Here is a 15,008-nt window from a genome sequence, read left to right on the forward strand (position 1 = left end):
AAAGCCGGAGCGTGTCGGCAAATCTGCGGAAGGATGCTAAATCCGTAGCGTCAGCGCCCGGCGACCACCGAAATTCCATAGCCGTCGGCCGGAACCCTGCCGGCCAGAGCGCCGTCGGAATAGACGGCCAAGCCCCAAAAGGCGATGGCGAGAAGCGAAGAAAAAGTCAGCAAAAGGGCGCGTGCAGACATCGATAATCCTTGAAATACCTGTGTGGTCTCAAGCAAACTAATCATTTCGGTATTGGTAATGGCGTGAACATAGTCACACCGCGATGACAGGGAGGCCAATTATCCGATCACGTAGCGGAATACAACCGGGAAACGGCCGCCCTCGCGAGGAATTTGTGAAATGCCGCTGCAAAACCGCGTGAACCCGTTCGGCGAGATCGTCGCCCACCCGGCGCGCGGCGCGCTGACCGGAAACCGCGGCGTTTTGCACGATCCCGAAAGCCGCAGCCTGCATCCGATCCGCCGCTGGACCGGCAAGGCGTGGATCTGCTGCGTCTGCGACTTTCGCGGCCGCCGCCGCGACGTGATGGGGTTCAACGGGCGCCATGGCGGCGCCGGCTGGACGGAGCTGTTCTTTCTCGACGAGGCGACGGCACTGGCCGCCGGCCACCGGCCCTGTTTCTACTGCCGGCGCGCCGACGCGCAGCGGTTCCAGGCCGCGTGGAATGCCGGCGATGGCGGGCCGGAGCCGAAAGCGCCGCAGATGGATACGGTGCTGCATGGCGAGCGGCTCGACGGGCGGACCAAGCGCCGGCATCCCCTTCCCGGCGCGGCGCTCGCATTGCCGGACGGCACGATGGTCGCCGCCGGCGGCGACGCGCTGCTGATGTATGGCGGGCGGGCGTGGCGCTGGAGCTTCGACGGCTATCAGGTGCTGCCCGCATTGCCGGCGGACTTGACGCTGCTTACGCCGCCATCGACCGTGCGGGCATTTGCTGCGGGCTATGTTCCGGCCATCGACACGTCGGCCACGGGCGGCACGCCCGCACGCGGCGATTGACCTTTCGCCGAAGCCGGTCCATCGAAACGCCATGCGCGCAAACTACAAGATGCAACGGATTTTTCTCGACCGGCCGCTTGCCGCCGGCGCGGAAATCGCGCTCGACCGGGCCCAGACCAACTATCTGCTGAACGTGCTGCGCATGACCGACGGCGCGGAGATCCTCGTCTTCAACGGCCGCGACGGCGAGTGGCGGGCGACGGTGCGCAAGCCGACGAAGAAGTCGGCGGCGCTGACCATCGCGCGGCTGGAACGGCCGCAGCCGGCGCCATCACGCCTCGTCTACTGCTTCGCGCCGCTGAAATCCGGCCGCCTCGACTACATGGTCCAGAAGGCAGTAGAGATGGGCGCCGGCGCCCTCCAGCCGGTGATGACGCATCACACACAGGTGCCGCGCATCAATATCGAACGCATGGCGGCAAACGCCGTGGAGGCGGCCGAACAATGCGGCATCCTGTCGATCCCGGAGTGCCGCGAGGCGGTGCGTTTCGATACGCTGCTTGCGGGCTGGGACCCGGCGGCGCGGCTGGTTTTCTGCGACGAGGACGCGAACACCAACAATCCGCTGCCGGCGCTTCAGGCGCTCGATGCGCCGCCGGTCGGCCTGCTCGTCGGGCCGGAGGGCGGCTTTTCGGATGCCGAGCGCGCGCAGTTGCGTGCCCTGCCCTTCGTCACGGCGATCCCGCTCGGGCCGCGGATTCTGCGCGCCGACACCGCGGCGGTCGCGGCGCTGGCCGTCATCCAGGCGGCTGCCGGGGATTGGGATACGTTCAATTTTCCTTGATACAGGGTCAAGAAAATTGCGCTTGCCTCACCGACTGTGAGTGTTCATCAAGCGCACCGGATTGATATGGAGGCGGCCGATGGCCCGCGATACGACAGACGAAACGCCAATCTCCTCGGTGGAGGAACTGGCCGCCTATCTGGAAGCCGGCTGCAAGCCCGAGGATGATTGGCGCATCGGCACCGAACACGAGAAGTTCCCGTTCTTCGCCGAGGACAACTCGCCGGTTCCCTATGACGGCGAACGCTCGATCCGGGCGCTGCTGGAGGGCATGCGCGAAAAGCTCGGCTGGACCCCGATCATCGATGAGAACCGGATCATCGGGCTTTACGAGCCGACCGGCATGGGCGCGATCAGCCTGGAACCCGGCGGCCAATTCGAACTGTCGGGCGCGCCGCTGGAAACGATCCACCAGACCTGCCGCGAATCGAACGCGCATCTCGCGCAATTGCGGCAGATCGCCGACCCGCTCGGCATCAAGTTCCTCGGTCTCGGCGCCAGCCCGAAATGGACGCTCGACGAGACACCGCTGATGCCAAAGTCGCGCTATGACATCATGCGCGCCTATATGCCGAAGGTCGGCAGTCAGGGCCTCGACATGATGCACCGCACCTCGACGATCCAGGTCAATCTCGACTTTGCGTCGGAAGCCGACATGCGCGCCAAGATGCAGGTTTCCTACCGGCTGCAGCCGATCGCCACGGCGCTGTTCGCCAATTCGCCATTCACGGACGGACGGCCCAACGGCATGCTGTCGTGGCGCGCCGATATCTGGCGCGACACCGACCCCAACCGCACCGGCGTGCTGCCCTTCGTGTTCGCCGAGGATTTCGGCTTCATGGACTATGTCGAGTGGGTGCTCGACGTGCCGATGTACTTCGTCCTGCGCGAGGGCAGCTATCGCGATTGCACCCATGTCACCTTCCGCCAATTCATGAACGGCGCGCTGGAAGGGGAAATCCCGGATGCACGCCCCAATCTCGGCGACTGGACCAACCACCTGTCGACGGTGTTTCCCGAGGTCCGGCTGAAAAAGTTCATCGAGATGCGCGGCGCGGATGGCGGCCCGTGGCGGCGCATCTGCGCCCTGCCGGCCTTCTGGGTCGGGCTGACCTACGATGCGGCAGCGCTGGACGCGGCCGACGCGCTGACCCGCGACTGGTCGCTGGAAGACGTCGTCGCCTTGCGCGACGCGGTCCCGACCGAGGGGCTGAACGCCAGCATTCGCGGCCAATCGGTGCGCGAGATCGGCTACGAGGTGCTGAGCATCGCGCGGGCCGGCCTGCAGGCACGCGGGCGGCTCAATCCCGAAGGTTTCGACGAGGCGCATTTCCTGGCGCCGCTCGAGGAGATCGTCGCGCGCGGCTCGACGGCGGCCGAACAGATGATCACCGAGTACAATTCGGTGTGGGCCTGCTCCATCGAGCCGGTGTTCATGGAGTACGCCTACTGAGCGGCGGCGGCGGCGGTGAAGCCCGCAGCGCCATCAGCGTTATCAGCCCACAAATATTCATCACCATATATTACGTAAATCAGTTCCTAATACTGTAGCTTTTTCAATATAAATATAATTGGGTGAATTATTCCTTCCCTTCGTTTATTGTAGAACTGCGCCAACATGAGATAAACTCATCGAGCGCTTCAACATTTCACCAGGGAGAGACAAATGGCAGTGGATCAAGACGTTTATCACATCCTGACCGTGACCGGTTTTTCACCAAACAGCTTCGACGAAGCCGCCAGGAACGCCGTGGAAGGTGCGTGGGAGAACCACCATGAGGAGTTCGATCGGTTCGTTTCCTACGAGGTCGTCAGGACTGCCGGTGACATCGACATGACCAAGAGCGGTCCGGGTGTCTCCTACAGCGCGACGGTTGCGATCTCGGCGATCCACCGGCCGCACGCGCACTAGGCACCATCAGCGCCGCTTGATTTCCCGGTCCATTTCGCCGGTCGGCCACACCGACCGGCGACAAAGTCCGGCGCTTCACATGACCCCGTTTCGAACGCTGCTCATGCGGTTGTCGTCAGGCGGAGCCCCACGGCGCCGACCAGCACCATCGCCATGCAGGCGAGTTGCATCGATCCCAGCCGCTCGCCGAACGCGATCAGGCCGATCAAGGCGGCGGCGACAATGCCAATGCCCGCCCAGATCGCGTAGACCACGCCAACAGGCAGCACCTTCATTGCCGGCGCCAGCACCCAGAAACAAGCCGAATAGCAGGCGATCGACAGCGCGCCCCAATGCCATTTCTCGAAGCCATGCGACAGCTTGAGCAAAAAGGTCCCGGTGACCTCGAAGCAGATGGCAATACCAAGAAAGATCCAGGCGCTCATCACTTGCTCCCCTCTTCAAGAAAGAAAATCTCCTCGACGGGCGTCTCCAGCGCGCGGGCGAGCGCCAGCGCCAGCAGCGTCGACGGAACGAAGACCCCGTTCTCGACAGTGTTGATCGTCTTGCGGCTGACCTCGACCCGCTCGGCAAGCGCGGCCTGGGTGAGGCCGCGCTCCTTGCGCAGCGCCTTCAGGTTGTTTGCGAGCTTCACCCTGCCCGACCCCTGAAGAAGGCGACCACCATGTAGATCGAGGGTACAGCGCCGAGCGGGAAACCGAGCAGATAGAAGGCCGTCCGCGGGTCCATCTGGCCGGCGAGCGCGCTTGCCAGGAAGACCACAAACACCGCGAACGTCGCCCAGTAGCCGAGCACAATGCCGGCCTGTTGGGAGCTTCTGGCCAGTTCGTCATTGGCGATCGTCGCATCCTTCGGCCATATCACCGCGACCCCACACAAAACGACGGCCCCGCCCAAACCGAGCGCGACCATGAACCAGAGGGTATTCTCGGGAATCCGCGAAGGCGCCAGCAGGACCAGCGCCGTGATCGCAATCATTGCCGCCGATATCGCCAGATGCAGGACGAACCGCGCGGTCGCGAAGATGCTCATATTGCCACTCCATATGTAACCTCAAGGTATCATACGAAGTGATTTTGTAACGTCAAGGTTACATATTTTCGACTTTGCCTACTGCACCGTGATCGTGATCACCTCGGAGACCACCGGCGGATCGTGCGCGACGTGATTGAGGTCGCCGAGCACCAGTTGCAGCGTGTGCGGACCGGGGGCGAGTTCCAGCGTCACCTCGGTCTGGCCTTTGCCGAAATGCAAGTGGTTCTCGTCGGCGGGCAGCGGATAGGCAAGTTCGTCGGCGCCGTCCGGTCCTTCGCCGAACGGCGCTCGGTCGATCAGCAGGTGATGGTGGCCACTATTGGCCATTTCAGTGCCGGCCGGCGCCACCGCCATGCCGTCGAGGCCGAAGGTGATGGTCATCGGGCTGGTCACCGTTTCGCCATCGGCGATGTTGGCGAAGTAGACCCGCGCCCCATCCGGCGACGGTGTCTCGCCGGCGGGGGCGAGTGAGGTCGCCGCGGCGAAGATCGCCAGTGCTGCCGCGATTGCCGCAAAGCTTCGTGCAAACATGTGCCTTTCCTCCATGAAACCCGGCGCTGTGTGCGCCTCGGCCATGATGCACCCGCTATGGGGCGAAGGCGTGACGCATCTCCGTTCGCCGATTGCCGCCGGGCAGCGCCGTGTTATGGTCGAACATGCCGCAACCGGAGGGTCCCGCGATGATGCCGCTTTTCGACATGATGACCAATGCCCAGAACGGCGAGGCCATGCGCAAGATGGCTGAACAGTTCGGCCTGTCGCCGCAGCAGGCCGAAAGCGCCATGGAGGCGCTGATGCCGGCATTCTCGGCCGGCCTGAAACGCAACACCGCCGACCCTGCGGGCGTCGGCGCGTTCATGCAGGCGCTGGCCGGCGGCGACCACACCAAGTATTTCGAGGACATGGCGCAGGCGTTCTCGCCGGCGGGCACGCTGGCCGGCAATGACGTGCTCGGGCAGATCTTCGGCTCCAAGGACGTCTCGCGGGCGGTCGCCGCGCAGGCCGCGCAGGCAACCGGGATCGGTCAGGAAATCTTCAAGCAGATGCTGCCGGCGATCGCTTCGGCGATGATGGGCGGGCTCTACAAACAGTCGACCGGACAGTTCGGCGCCATGCCCGGCGCACAGGGCGGGTTCGGCGCAGGCGGCAATGTGATCGGCCAGGTCATCGAGCAGATGATGCGCCAGCAGGCGGAGATGGCGAAACACATGCAGCCGCCCGCGCCCGAACAGCCACCGGCTTTCAACCCGATGGACAATCCCTTCACGCAGGCGCTGGAGCAGATGTTCGGTGCTGGCCCGCGCACGCCCGAACCGGAGCCCGAGCCGCGTCAGGAAAGCGGATTCAACCCGATGAACCCGATGGACAATCCGTTCGGCCGCATCTTCCAGGAGATGATGACCGGCGGCGCGGGCGCGGCGAAACCGGAGCCCGAACCCGAGCCGGAGCCGGAACCCGCAAAGAAGCCCGCCAATCCCTACGAGGAATTGTTCGGCGAGATGTTCGAGACCGGCCGCCGCACCCAGGAGCAGTATCAGAAGTCGATGGAATCGATCTTCGACCAGTACATGGAAGGCATGAAGCGGCAGCGCTGAACCGCGCCGTGCGGTCAGCCGGCTTGCGGCTGAACGAGATGCGGGGCGCCGGTTGCCATATTGGTGCCGATATAGGGCAGGCTTGCCGCCTTCCAGCCGCCGAAACCACCCTCCATATGGGCGATGCGGTCATAGCCGGCTTCCAGCGCCATCGCCGCGACACGGCGCGAACGCATGCCGGAGCCGCAATAGAAGACAACGGGCCGGCGATCGTTGTCGGGCAGGTTGTGCATCTTGACGAAGGACATCGGCGCGAGCATCGCGCCGTCGATGTGCTCGAACAGGTATTCCGCCGGCGTGCGCACATCGATCAGGACGATCTCACCCTTCAGATAGGCGTCGGCGACTTCCTGCGGGGTCCAGGTGTCGAGCGTTCCGTGTTCGAGGCTTTCGGTCTTCATTGTGGTCTCCTGAATGGGTCGGGGCGGCGTCGGCCGAGCGCTGCAGGCATATCGGCGATTGCTTATATAAACATTGATGCGGCAAGTTCCAGCGCAAAGCGATATTGCAGGCTCTTGACCGGACCCGGCGCATCGGCCCTATTGCGGCGATGAACGACCAAGCGGCGCCAGGCGCGACTTCCAATGTCCATGAATTCTCGGTCTCCGAGATTTCCTTTGCCGTCAAGCGGACGGTCGAAGACGCCTTCGAGCGGGTGCGCATTCGCGGCGAGATTTCCGGCTATCGCGGCCCGCATTCTTCGGGGCATGCCTATTTTTCGCTGAAGGACGACAAGGCGCGTATCGACGCGGTGATCTGGCGCGGCACTTTCTCCAAGCTCGCCTTCAAGCCCGAAGAGGGCCTGGAGGTGGTTGCCACCGGCAAGCTGACGACCTGGCCCGGCTCGTCGAAGTACCAGATCGTCATCGACAACATCGAACCGGCCGGCGCGGGCGCGCTGATGGCGCTTCTGGAAGAACGCCGCAAAAAGCTGGCCGCCGAAGGGCTGTTCGACGACGCGCGCAAGCAGTTGCTGCCCTATCTGCCGAAGGTCATCGGCGTGGTGACCTCGCCGACCGGCGCGGTCATCCGCGACATCATGCACCGCATCAACGACCGCTATCCGCTGCAGGTCATCGTCTGGCCGGTGCGTGTGCAGGGCGAGACATCGGCCGCCGAGGTGGCGGCGGCGATCAATGGCTTCAATGCGTTCGATGGCAGCGGCGGACTGGCCAAGCCGGACGTGCTGATCGTCGCGCGCGGCGGCGGCAGCCTGGAAGATTTGTGGAGCTTCAACGAGGAAATCGTCGTGCGGGCGGCGGCGAACTCGGACATCCCGCTGGTCTCGGCGGTCGGCCACGAGACCGACTGGACGCTGATCGATCATGTGGCCGATGTGCGCGCGCCGACACCGACAGGGGCTGCCGAAATCGCCGTGCCGGTCAGGGCGGATCTCGAGGCCTCAACCGCCCAGCTTGCGGCGCGGCTCGGCAACGCCATCGGACGGCTTGGCGACCGCAAGCGCGAGGGATTGCGCGCCGCGGCGCGCGGCCTGCCGGCGCCCGACGCGCTGCTGGCGATGCCGCGCCAGAACCTCGACGCCGCCGAGTATCGTCTCGGCCAGGGGCTGAAGGCAAATGTCGCTGCCAAGCGCAGCGAAGTCGCCGTCGCCTCGGGCCGCCTGTCGCCCAATCGCCTTGCCGCGCTGCGCGACCGCGACCGGGGCCGGCTGGAAATGTCGGCGCGCGATCTGCCGCGCGCGCTGTTGCGGATTGCCGAACGGCGGCGCGAGAAGCTGAAGCTTGCAAGCGCCGGATTGACGATCGACGCCGCCGATCGTCGTCGGCAGCTGGGATCGGAACGGCTCGGCCTGTTGACGGCGCGGCTCGACCGGGCAATGGCGCACGAGCTTGCCGAGGCGCGCAAGCGCCGGGACGAGAGCTGGCGGCTGCTCAAGAGCCTCTCCTATGAGGCGGTGCTGGAGCGTGGATTCGCGCTGGTGCGCGGTGCTGACGGACAGGCGATCAAGCGCGCCGGCGCGGTACGCAAGGGACAGGCGTTGTCAATCGAATTCGCGGGCCGCGAGTTCGTCGATGCGGTGGCGGGCGGCAAAACGGAGCGGTCCGGCACGGCCAAAAAGCCGGCGACGCCACCGAAACAGGGCAATCTTTTCTGAGGCTAAAAAGGTCCGGAATGGTACGAACGGGTGGATTTGAACCACCGACCTCTGGAGCCACAATCCAGCGCTCTAACCAACTGAGCTACGTTCGCAAAGGCGTGCGGTGCACGGAAGCGTGCCATACGCGCTCGGCAAGTGATTTGCAAGACCGGATAGACGCGTCAGCGACGCGTGCCGCCCGCAGAAAAAAGAAAAGGCCGGATCGTGTCCGGCCTTTCCACACGCGCGCGCTGCAGGGAGGACGCGGCGGCGCGACTGTTATCCTCAGGCAGCCTTGATAGAGGCGGCAGCCTTGTCAGCGGCTTCCTTGACCGGCGCCGACAGCGCTTCGAGAGCGTCGCGCGAAACGGTCTGGAATTCCTTGGCCTGGTCGACGGCCAGTTCGGTCTGCTTGCGCAGGAAGGCGCTCTGCAGTTCGACGGCTTCGGCGAAAGTCTTGACGCCAACGAGTTTCTCGAGATGGGAGAAACCGGCTTCGACATTGGTGCGCATCATGCCGATGGCGGTGAGCGTCACCTTGGAGTTCTGACCCTGAGCGGTCTCGACAGCGGTTTCGACAGATTTCTGTGCGTCTTCCATCGAAGCGCGAACCTGTTCGAAGGTTTCCTTGGACTTCGCGATGCCCTGTTCGGCGAACGAACGGAACTGGTCGGCGAACGGAGCGGCGTCCATTGCGGGGAATGCAAAGACGTCGGCAGTTTCGGTTTTCGGTGCGGCTGCTTTTGCCATGGTCGTTTCCTCTTCGGAATGGTCGGGGGCTTGGAATGAATGCTATATAGCAGATATTTTGTGCATTGCAACAAAATATTGCACTGCACAATAACATGCCTGCCATGCACTGGCGTATTAACTACATGCCGCGAATGATCGGCCCGGTTTGGCTGCAATGCTGGACGCATGACGCTCGAAATGGCAGTTAATCCTTTATTAACTCCATGCAGTGTGGGCGTTCGAGTAGATCGCATGGCCGATAACAACTATTCCTTCATCGATGTCGCAGCCTGGGACGGTGTGAGAGACCTTGTGTTAAGCGGCCAGCCGGTCGCAGTCTTCTCCGGCGATCTCGAAGAGCTGATCTGGACCAACGGCGCTGCGGCGTCGCTCTTCGGTTACGCATCGATCAGCGAGTTCGAGAATGACGGACCGGCCGGCATTGCCGTCGCGCTGCGCCAGATCGAAGGCGCGGCGCGCCGATTGTCTGAAAACGGACAAGTCAGGACACTGCTGCGCATCGCCTCCGGTGCGCACAGCCGGCTGCTGCCGGCCGACATTCGCAAGGTCACCGGCCCGCAGGGACAAACTTATGTGTGCGTCGCGGTTGAAGGAGCCGATACCGATATCGATGAGACGGCACGCGCCGAAATTGCCATCGCCGGCCTCGACATGGAAGGCGCGGCCGCCGCTATTGTCGATGGCGACGGGCAGGCGATTGCCGAGAACCCGAATTACCGTGAGCTGCAGATCGGCAAGGACCAGGTTACACCGCTGGTGCGCAGCCTGACCGGGGACAGCGACCGGCTGGTCAAGCAGATCGTGACCATCGCGCCCGCGAGACAGGCGGCCATCGCTATCGCCTTGCTGTCGCAGGAGCCGCACCGCCACCTCGTGGTCGCCGTGCCCGCACCGGTGTCTGAAAATGCGGTCGCGCCGGAGGAAACGGATCAGACGGTTGCATCGCCGACACCGGCAACTGAGCCGGAGCCGGAAGAACCCGTCGCTGCCGTGGTGACCGGGCACGAAGCGCTTGAGGCAGTGCCAGGATCGCTGCTTGATGTCGAAGCCGCCGCTGACGAACAACCGCCCGAAGAGCTAACCCGGAAATCTACCGGACAAGAGCCGGCAGCCGGCGTTACCGAGGCGGAGCCGCGCGGTTTCGAGGCGGACTTCAATCCGCATGGCGGACCGGTGCGTTTCGTGTGGAAGACCGACGCGAGCGGGCGCTTCCAGGGCATCTCTGCCGAATTCGCATCAGCGGTCGGTCCTGCGGCGGCTGACATTGTCGGCCGAACCTTTCAGGAGGTCGCCGAGGCCTTTGCGCTCGATCCTTCCGGAGAGATCGCGGCTTCGCTCGATCGCCGCGATACATGGTCGGGCAAGAGTGTGCTCTGGCCGGTCCAGGGCACCGCAAGGCGGGTACCTGTCGATCTGGCCGCCCTGCCCTCATACAACCGGGACCGCGAATTCGAGGGTTACCGGGGTTTCGGTATCGCGCGCATCGGCGAGGCGAGGAACGACCCTGACGGTTTTGGCCTGTCGCTCGGGCAAGCATCGCCGGACGGGGTAACACCAGAGGCAGAGGCGATAACGCCGCCCGCAGCCGAACCGCCAGTGGAAACGGATGAAGAAGCGCCGGCGCTCGATACATCGCCGGAACTGCCGGACGAGGCGGCTGACCCGTTCGAGGGCGAAGTCCCCGCACTGCAGAACATTGCGCCCGTGCCGCAGCGGCGCGAGACCGACAAGGTCATCAACCTGAACGCAAAGCGTCGGACACGTGTTTCCAACGAAGGTTTGAACCCGTCCGAGCAGGCGGCGTTTCGCCGGATCGGCGATGCGCTTGGATGGGCCCGTATAGACCAGGGTGTCGACGGTGATGAAGACACGACGGACGCAAACGGGTCGCACGCGGCTGAAGCCCCGGAGACGCCTGTTACAGAACCATCGGAGCACGAGGAAACCGTGCCGGTCGAAGCTGATGCTGTTGAAAGGGCCGATGACCGCGATTTGACGTCTGAAACCGGTGTCGACGAGCCGGACGCATCGAAACAGTCGGTGAACGAAACCGCCGATGAGACGAACAACGATGTCGCGACGACATCGCACAGCAGACTGACCCCCGAATTCGTGGAAAGCCTGCCGGTTCCGGCTCTGATCCATCGCAACGGCGAGGCGTTGTTCGCCAACGCGGCGTTTTGCCGGCTGACCGGTTACGGAAGCGCCGGGGAGCTCGACGAAGCCGGCGGCATTGCCGCGCTGTTTGCCGAACCCGACGGGGAGAACGGGGATCTGACGGTTGTCACTACGGCGGGCGACTATCTGCGCGTGCGCGCGCACATGCAGTCGGTTCGCTGGCAGGGCGCAGCGGCGCTGATGTTCGCGCTGGAAGAGCTTGGCGAGGCCGGCGATGCGGATGCGGCCGAGACCGCCGACAACTGGGATTTGCTGCAGCTTTCCGATGCGACCGAGTTGCGGGCGATCCTCGATACCGCGACCGACGGGGTGGTGCTGTTGACGCTCGACGGCGTGATCCGCTCGATCAACGGCTCGGCGGCGGCGCTGTTCGGCTATTCGAAGGACGAGATTGTCGGCAAGAACTTCACAACGCTGTTTGCCGTCGAAAGCCAGGCGGCGGCGGTCGATTATGTGCAGGGTCTCGCCAACAACGGCGTAGCCAGCGTGCTGAACGAGGGGCTGGAGGTTCTTGGCCGGGAGAAGAATGGCGGTTTCCTGCCGCTGTTCATGACCATTGGCAAGCTGGAAAAACTTGACGGCTTCTGCGCGGTGGTGCGTGACATCACGGCCTGGAAACAGACCGAGCAGGCGCTGCTCGACGCGCAGCAGGAAGCCGAAAGCGCTTCGTCGCACAAGACCGAGTTTCTGGCCAAGATCAGCCATGAGATCAGGACCCCGCTGAACGCAATCATCGGATTTTCCGAACTTATGGCGGAAGAGCGCTTCGGCCCGATCGGCAACGACCGCTACAAGAGCTACCTCGCCGACATCAACAAGTCGGGCAAGTATGTGCTGGAACTGGTCAACGATCTGCTGGACATCTCCAAGATCGAAGCCGGCAAGCAGGATCTCGAGTTCGACAGCGTGGCGCTGAACGAAGCGGTTCTGGAATCCGTGTCGATGATCCAGCCGCAGGCCAACCGCAACCGCGTCATCATCCGCTCCAGCCTGGACGAGGACCTGCCGGAGGTGGTGGCGGATGCGCGCAGCCTCAAGCAGATCGTCCTCAACCTGCTCTCCAATTCCGTGCGGTTCACGCATTCCGGCGGGCAGGTGATCATCAACACCAGCTACAATGCGCGCGGTGAGGTGGTGCTGCGCATCAAGGACACGGGCATCGGCATGTCGGCCAAGGAAATCGAGACCGCGCTGCAGCCATTCCAGCAGGTCGCATCGCTGGGACGGGCGCGCGGCGACGGAACCGGGCTGGGTCTGCCGCTGACCAAGGCGCTGGTGGAGGCCAACCGGGCGGAATTCGCCATCCAGTCCGAACCGGGGCGCGGAACGGCGGTCGAGATCGTGTTTCCGCCGTCGCGGGTCCTGGCGAGCTGACCGGTCAAAAAAATGGCGCCGTTGCGGCGCCATCGAATTCAGAGAAACTGCTGCAAGACGAGAGGTCGAGAGGTTGCCGCGCGACCCTTTGTCAACTGTTACGACTTCATTAACGGCGATCTCTTAACAGAGCGTAAATTTCACCGCCCGCTGTGCGATTGCGGCACGCGATTGGCACGTCATGGTAAAGATCTCGGCAGGATTTCGTTAACCCTGAAGCTCCCGCAGGTTGCTGTACAAATCCAGCGCTTCCGGATTGGAGAGCGCTTCCTTGTTCTTGACCGTGCGGCCATGCACGACATCGCGCACTGCAAGCTCGACGATCTTGCCCGACTTGGTGCGCGGGATATCGGTCACCGCCACGATGCGGGCCGGAACATGGCGCGGCGATGCGCCGGTGCGCACCTTGTCGCGGATCGCCTTTTGAAGCTCCTCGGTCAGTTCCACCCCGTCGGCCAGGCGAACGAACAAGACGATACGGACATCGCTGTCCCAATCCTGGCCGATGCACAGCGACTCGATGACCTCCGGCATCTGCTCGACCTGGTTGTAGATCTCGGCAGTTCCGATGCGCACGCCGCCGGGATTGAGCGTCGCGTCGGAGCGGCCGTGGATGATCATGCCGCCATTTTCGGTCCACTCAGCGAAATCGCCGTGACACCAGACATTGTCGAAGCGGTCGAAATAGGCCGCGTGATACTTCTCGCCGCCGGGATCGTTCCAGAAGCCGACCGGCATGGAAGGAAATGGCCGCGTGCAGACGAGTTCACCCTTCTCGCCGGCAATCGGCTTGCCGTCGTCGTCCCAGACCTCGACAGCCATGCCGAGCCCGGCACCCTGGATCTCGCCGGAAAAGACTGGGAGCGTCGGCACACCGAGAACGAAACAGGAGACAATGTCCGTGCCGCCGGAAATCGAGGCCAGGTGAACGTCGTCCTTGATGCCGTCATAGACGAAGTCGAAACCTTCCGGCGACAGCGGCGAGCCGGTCGATGACAGCACCCGGACCCGTGACAGGTCATGCGTGTCTTTCGGACGCAGGCCAGCCTTGCGCACCGCGTCGATGTATTTCGCCGACGTACCGAAATAGGTCATGCGTTCCGCTTCGGCGAAGTCGAACAACACATTGCCGTCCGGCGCGAAAGGCGAACCGTCGAACAGCAGCAGCGTTGCGTTTTGCGCCAGTGCGGAAACCAGCCAGTTCCACATCATCCAGCCGCAAGTCGTGAAGTAGAACACCCGGTCGCCTGCCTGGATACCGGCGTGATAGCGGTGTTCCTTGACATGCTGCAGCAGCGTGCCGCCTGCCGAGTGCACGATGCATTTGGGGATGCCCGTCGTGCCCGATGAAAACAGGATGTAGAGCGGATGCGAGAACGGCAGCCGCACGAATTCCACCGGCTTCGCCTCGTGGGACTCCAGCGCCGAGGCAAAACTGGCTGCGCCGCCAAGCTGGCCGCTCACGGCTTCGGCCTCGCCCAGATAATCGGCGATCAGCGTGTTGCGAACAGTCGGAAGCCCGGGCAGGATTTCCGCCAGCTTGCCGGCGACTTCGATCCGTTTGCCATTATACCAATAGCCGTCGCAGGCGATGAACAGGACCGGCTCGATCTGCGAGAACCGGTCGAGCACGCCCTTCGGTCCGAAATCCGGCGAGCAGGACGACCAGACCGCGCCAAGCGACGTCGCCGCAAGCATCGCGGCGACGGTTTCCGGCATGTTCGGCATCATGGCGGCGATACGGTCGCCCTCGCCGATACCGATCCCGCGGAAATACTGCTGCAGGCGCGACACCATCGCCCGCAACTCGTCCCAGGACAGGCGTTTTTCGGCCTTGTCCTCGCCGCGAAACACGATTGCGTCGCCCTGCCCCGAGCCGGTCATCAGGTTCTCGGCGAAATTCAGCCTGGCATCGGGAAAAAAGCGCGCGCCCGGCATCTTGTCGCCATCGGCGAGGATCGTGTCGCCGCGCTCGCCGACGATACCACAGTCCTCCCAGACCAGTGTCCAGAACGCTTCCGGTTCGGCGACGGTCCAGCCGTGGAATGCCGCATAGGAGCCGGTCGGCGCGCCGAAGCGCGTTGCAGCCGCAGCCATGAGCTGCGCGAGATTGGATTGGCGCGCCCGTTCTTCGGAGGGCTCCCACAATGCGGTCTTCTTCATGCTGCCAAACTCCTGTCCGCCGTCTTGTACACAAGTCCGTAATGTTGACTGGCGATGCCGGCAAGCCTTGAATTGAACACGTATCTGTATAGGCTCCCGGCCAAT

The 15,008-nt window shown here is 63.6% G+C and carries 15 protein-coding genes and 1 tRNA gene; 7 read left to right on the forward strand and 9 right to left on the reverse strand.

Features of this window, described 5'->3' with window-relative positions; all coding sequences use genetic code 11:
* Positions 1-50 precede the first annotated feature (50 nt).
* Positions 51-191, reverse strand: a complete 141-nt coding sequence (locus ACO06R_RS18975) for a hypothetical protein (protein ID WP_421853847.1) — start codon at positions 189-191, stop codon at positions 51-53.
* Between the two features lie 160 nt (positions 192-351).
* Between ACO06R_RS18975 and ACO06R_RS18980 the strand changes: the two genes are divergently transcribed.
* The 4 genes from ACO06R_RS18980 to ACO06R_RS18995 all read left to right on the forward strand — a co-directional run bounded on the left by ACO06R_RS18980 (position 352) and on the right by ACO06R_RS18995 (position 3,707).
* Complete coding sequence (locus tag ACO06R_RS18980) at positions 352-1,011, forward strand: hypothetical protein (RefSeq protein WP_421853850.1); 660 nt, start codon at positions 352-354, stop codon at positions 1,009-1,011.
* 31 nt (positions 1,012-1,042) lie between these two features.
* Positions 1,043-1,795 (forward strand): 16S rRNA (uracil(1498)-N(3))-methyltransferase, encoded by a 753-nt coding sequence (locus ACO06R_RS18985; protein ID WP_421853853.1) that lies wholly within the window; start codon positions 1,043-1,045, stop codon positions 1,793-1,795.
* Between the two features lie 79 nt (positions 1,796-1,874).
* Complete coding sequence (locus ACO06R_RS18990) at positions 1,875-3,248, forward strand: glutamate--cysteine ligase (protein WP_421853856.1); 1,374 nt, start codon at positions 1,875-1,877, stop codon at positions 3,246-3,248.
* 213 nt (positions 3,249-3,461) lie between these two features.
* Positions 3,462-3,707, forward strand: a complete 246-nt coding sequence (locus ACO06R_RS18995; RefSeq protein ID WP_421853859.1) for a dodecin domain-containing protein — start codon at positions 3,462-3,464, stop codon at positions 3,705-3,707.
* A gap of 101 nt (positions 3,708-3,808) precedes the next feature.
* Here ACO06R_RS18995 and ACO06R_RS19000 read toward each other — a convergent pair whose 3' ends face one another.
* The 4 genes from ACO06R_RS19000 to ACO06R_RS19015 form a co-directional block, all read right to left on the reverse strand.
* The gene (locus ACO06R_RS19000; protein WP_421853862.1) at positions 3,809-4,132 is read right to left on the reverse strand and encodes a DMT family transporter; all 324 of its coding nucleotides are present in this window, start codon (positions 4,130-4,132) and stop codon (positions 3,809-3,811) included.
* Entirely contained in the window at positions 4,132-4,341 is a 210-nt protein-coding gene (locus ACO06R_RS19005; protein ID WP_421853865.1) for a helix-turn-helix transcriptional regulator, read from the reverse strand. The genes ACO06R_RS19000 and ACO06R_RS19005 overlap by 1 nt, the downstream gene beginning before the upstream one ends.
* Complete coding sequence (locus ACO06R_RS19010; protein WP_421853868.1) at positions 4,338-4,739, reverse strand: hypothetical protein; 402 nt, start codon at positions 4,737-4,739, stop codon at positions 4,338-4,340. The genes ACO06R_RS19005 and ACO06R_RS19010 overlap by 4 nt, the downstream gene beginning before the upstream one ends.
* A 78-nt stretch (positions 4,740-4,817) precedes the next feature.
* A complete protein-coding gene (locus ACO06R_RS19015) occupies positions 4,818-5,273 on the reverse strand; it encodes a DUF4399 domain-containing protein (protein ID WP_421853871.1) in 456 nt (151 codons plus the stop codon).
* A gap of 149 nt (positions 5,274-5,422) precedes the next feature.
* On the opposite strand from ACO06R_RS19015, the gene ACO06R_RS19020 reads away from it, so the two are divergent.
* On the forward strand, positions 5,423-6,337 hold the full coding sequence (locus ACO06R_RS19020; protein ID WP_421853874.1) for a DUF937 domain-containing protein: 915 nt from the start codon (positions 5,423-5,425) through the stop codon (positions 6,335-6,337).
* 14 nt (positions 6,338-6,351) lie between these two features.
* Here the strand turns inward: ACO06R_RS19020 and ACO06R_RS19025 are convergent, their stop codons facing one another.
* The gene (locus tag ACO06R_RS19025) at positions 6,352-6,738 is read right to left on the reverse strand and encodes a rhodanese-like domain-containing protein (RefSeq protein WP_421853877.1); all 387 of its coding nucleotides are present in this window, start codon (positions 6,736-6,738) and stop codon (positions 6,352-6,354) included.
* A 149-nt stretch (positions 6,739-6,887) separates the two neighbouring features.
* Between ACO06R_RS19025 and xseA the strand changes: the two genes are divergently transcribed.
* A complete protein-coding gene (gene xseA / locus ACO06R_RS19030) occupies positions 6,888-8,453 on the forward strand; it encodes an exodeoxyribonuclease VII large subunit (protein ID WP_421853880.1) in 1,566 nt (521 codons plus the stop codon).
* A gap of 18 nt (positions 8,454-8,471) precedes the next feature.
* Here xseA and ACO06R_RS19035 read toward each other — a convergent pair.
* Both ACO06R_RS19035 and ACO06R_RS19040 read right to left on the reverse strand, forming a co-directional pair.
* Positions 8,472-8,548, reverse strand: a tRNA-His gene (locus ACO06R_RS19035).
* A gap of 172 nt (positions 8,549-8,720) precedes the next feature.
* Positions 8,721-9,185, reverse strand: a complete 465-nt coding sequence (locus tag ACO06R_RS19040; RefSeq protein ID WP_421853883.1) for a phasin family protein — start codon at positions 9,183-9,185, stop codon at positions 8,721-8,723.
* Positions 9,186-9,353: 168 nt separating this feature from the next.
* Here ACO06R_RS19040 and ACO06R_RS19045 point away from each other — a divergent pair, with 168 nt between their 5' ends.
* On the forward strand, positions 9,354-12,740 hold the full coding sequence (locus tag ACO06R_RS19045) for a PAS domain S-box protein (protein WP_421853886.1): 3,387 nt from the start codon (positions 9,354-9,356) through the stop codon (positions 12,738-12,740).
* A 207-nt stretch (positions 12,741-12,947) separates the two neighbouring features.
* Here the strand turns inward: ACO06R_RS19045 and ACO06R_RS19050 are convergent, their stop codons facing one another.
* Positions 12,948-14,903: an acetoacetate--CoA ligase gene (locus ACO06R_RS19050; protein ID WP_421853889.1), complete on the reverse strand. Its 1,956-nt coding sequence runs from the start codon at positions 14,901-14,903 to the stop codon at positions 12,948-12,950.
* Positions 14,904-15,008 lie beyond the last annotated feature (105 nt).

This window comes from Oricola sp. (assembly GCF_965230365.1).
Taxonomy (GTDB): Bacteria; Pseudomonadota; Alphaproteobacteria; order Rhizobiales; family Rhizobiaceae; genus Oricola.

What these genes read in the sequence shown, in the direction of transcription:
- ACO06R_RS19045 (WP_421853886.1), top strand. Translation starts at nt 9,354, where the DNA reads ATGACGCTCGAAATGGCAGTTAATCCTTTATTAACTCCATGCAGTGTG.
- ACO06R_RS18980 (WP_421853850.1), top strand. Translation starts at nt 352, where the DNA reads ATGCCGCTGCAAAACCGCGTGAACCCGTTCGGCGAGATCGTCGCCCAC.
- ACO06R_RS19010 (WP_421853868.1), bottom strand. Translation starts at nt 4,739, where the DNA reads ATGAGCATCTTCGCGACCGCGCGGTTCGTCCTGCATCTGGCGATATCG.
- ACO06R_RS18975 (WP_421853847.1), bottom strand. Translation starts at nt 191, where the DNA reads ATGTCTGCACGCGCCCTTTTGCTGACTTTTTCTTCGCTTCTCGCCATC.
- xseA (WP_421853880.1), top strand. Translation starts at nt 6,888, where the DNA reads ATGAACGACCAAGCGGCGCCAGGCGCGACTTCCAATGTCCATGAATTC.
- ACO06R_RS18995 (WP_421853859.1), top strand. Translation starts at nt 3,462, where the DNA reads ATGGCAGTGGATCAAGACGTTTATCACATCCTGACCGTGACCGGTTTT.
- ACO06R_RS19050 (WP_421853889.1), bottom strand. Translation starts at nt 14,903, where the DNA reads ATGAAGAAGACCGCATTGTGGGAGCCCTCCGAAGAACGGGCGCGCCAA.
- ACO06R_RS19000 (WP_421853862.1), bottom strand. Translation starts at nt 4,132, where the DNA reads ATGAGCGCCTGGATCTTTCTTGGTATTGCCATCTGCTTCGAGGTCACC.
- ACO06R_RS18985 (WP_421853853.1), top strand. Translation starts at nt 1,043, where the DNA reads ATGCGCGCAAACTACAAGATGCAACGGATTTTTCTCGACCGGCCGCTT.
- ACO06R_RS19040 (WP_421853883.1), bottom strand. Translation starts at nt 9,185, where the DNA reads ATGGCAAAAGCAGCCGCACCGAAAACCGAAACTGCCGACGTCTTTGCA.
- ACO06R_RS18990 (WP_421853856.1), top strand. Translation starts at nt 1,875, where the DNA reads ATGGCCCGCGATACGACAGACGAAACGCCAATCTCCTCGGTGGAGGAA.
- ACO06R_RS19015 (WP_421853871.1), bottom strand. Translation starts at nt 5,273, where the DNA reads ATGTTTGCACGAAGCTTTGCGGCAATCGCGGCAGCACTGGCGATCTTC.
- ACO06R_RS19020 (WP_421853874.1), top strand. Translation starts at nt 5,423, where the DNA reads ATGATGCCGCTTTTCGACATGATGACCAATGCCCAGAACGGCGAGGCC.
- ACO06R_RS19025 (WP_421853877.1), bottom strand. Translation starts at nt 6,738, where the DNA reads ATGAAGACCGAAAGCCTCGAACACGGAACGCTCGACACCTGGACCCCG.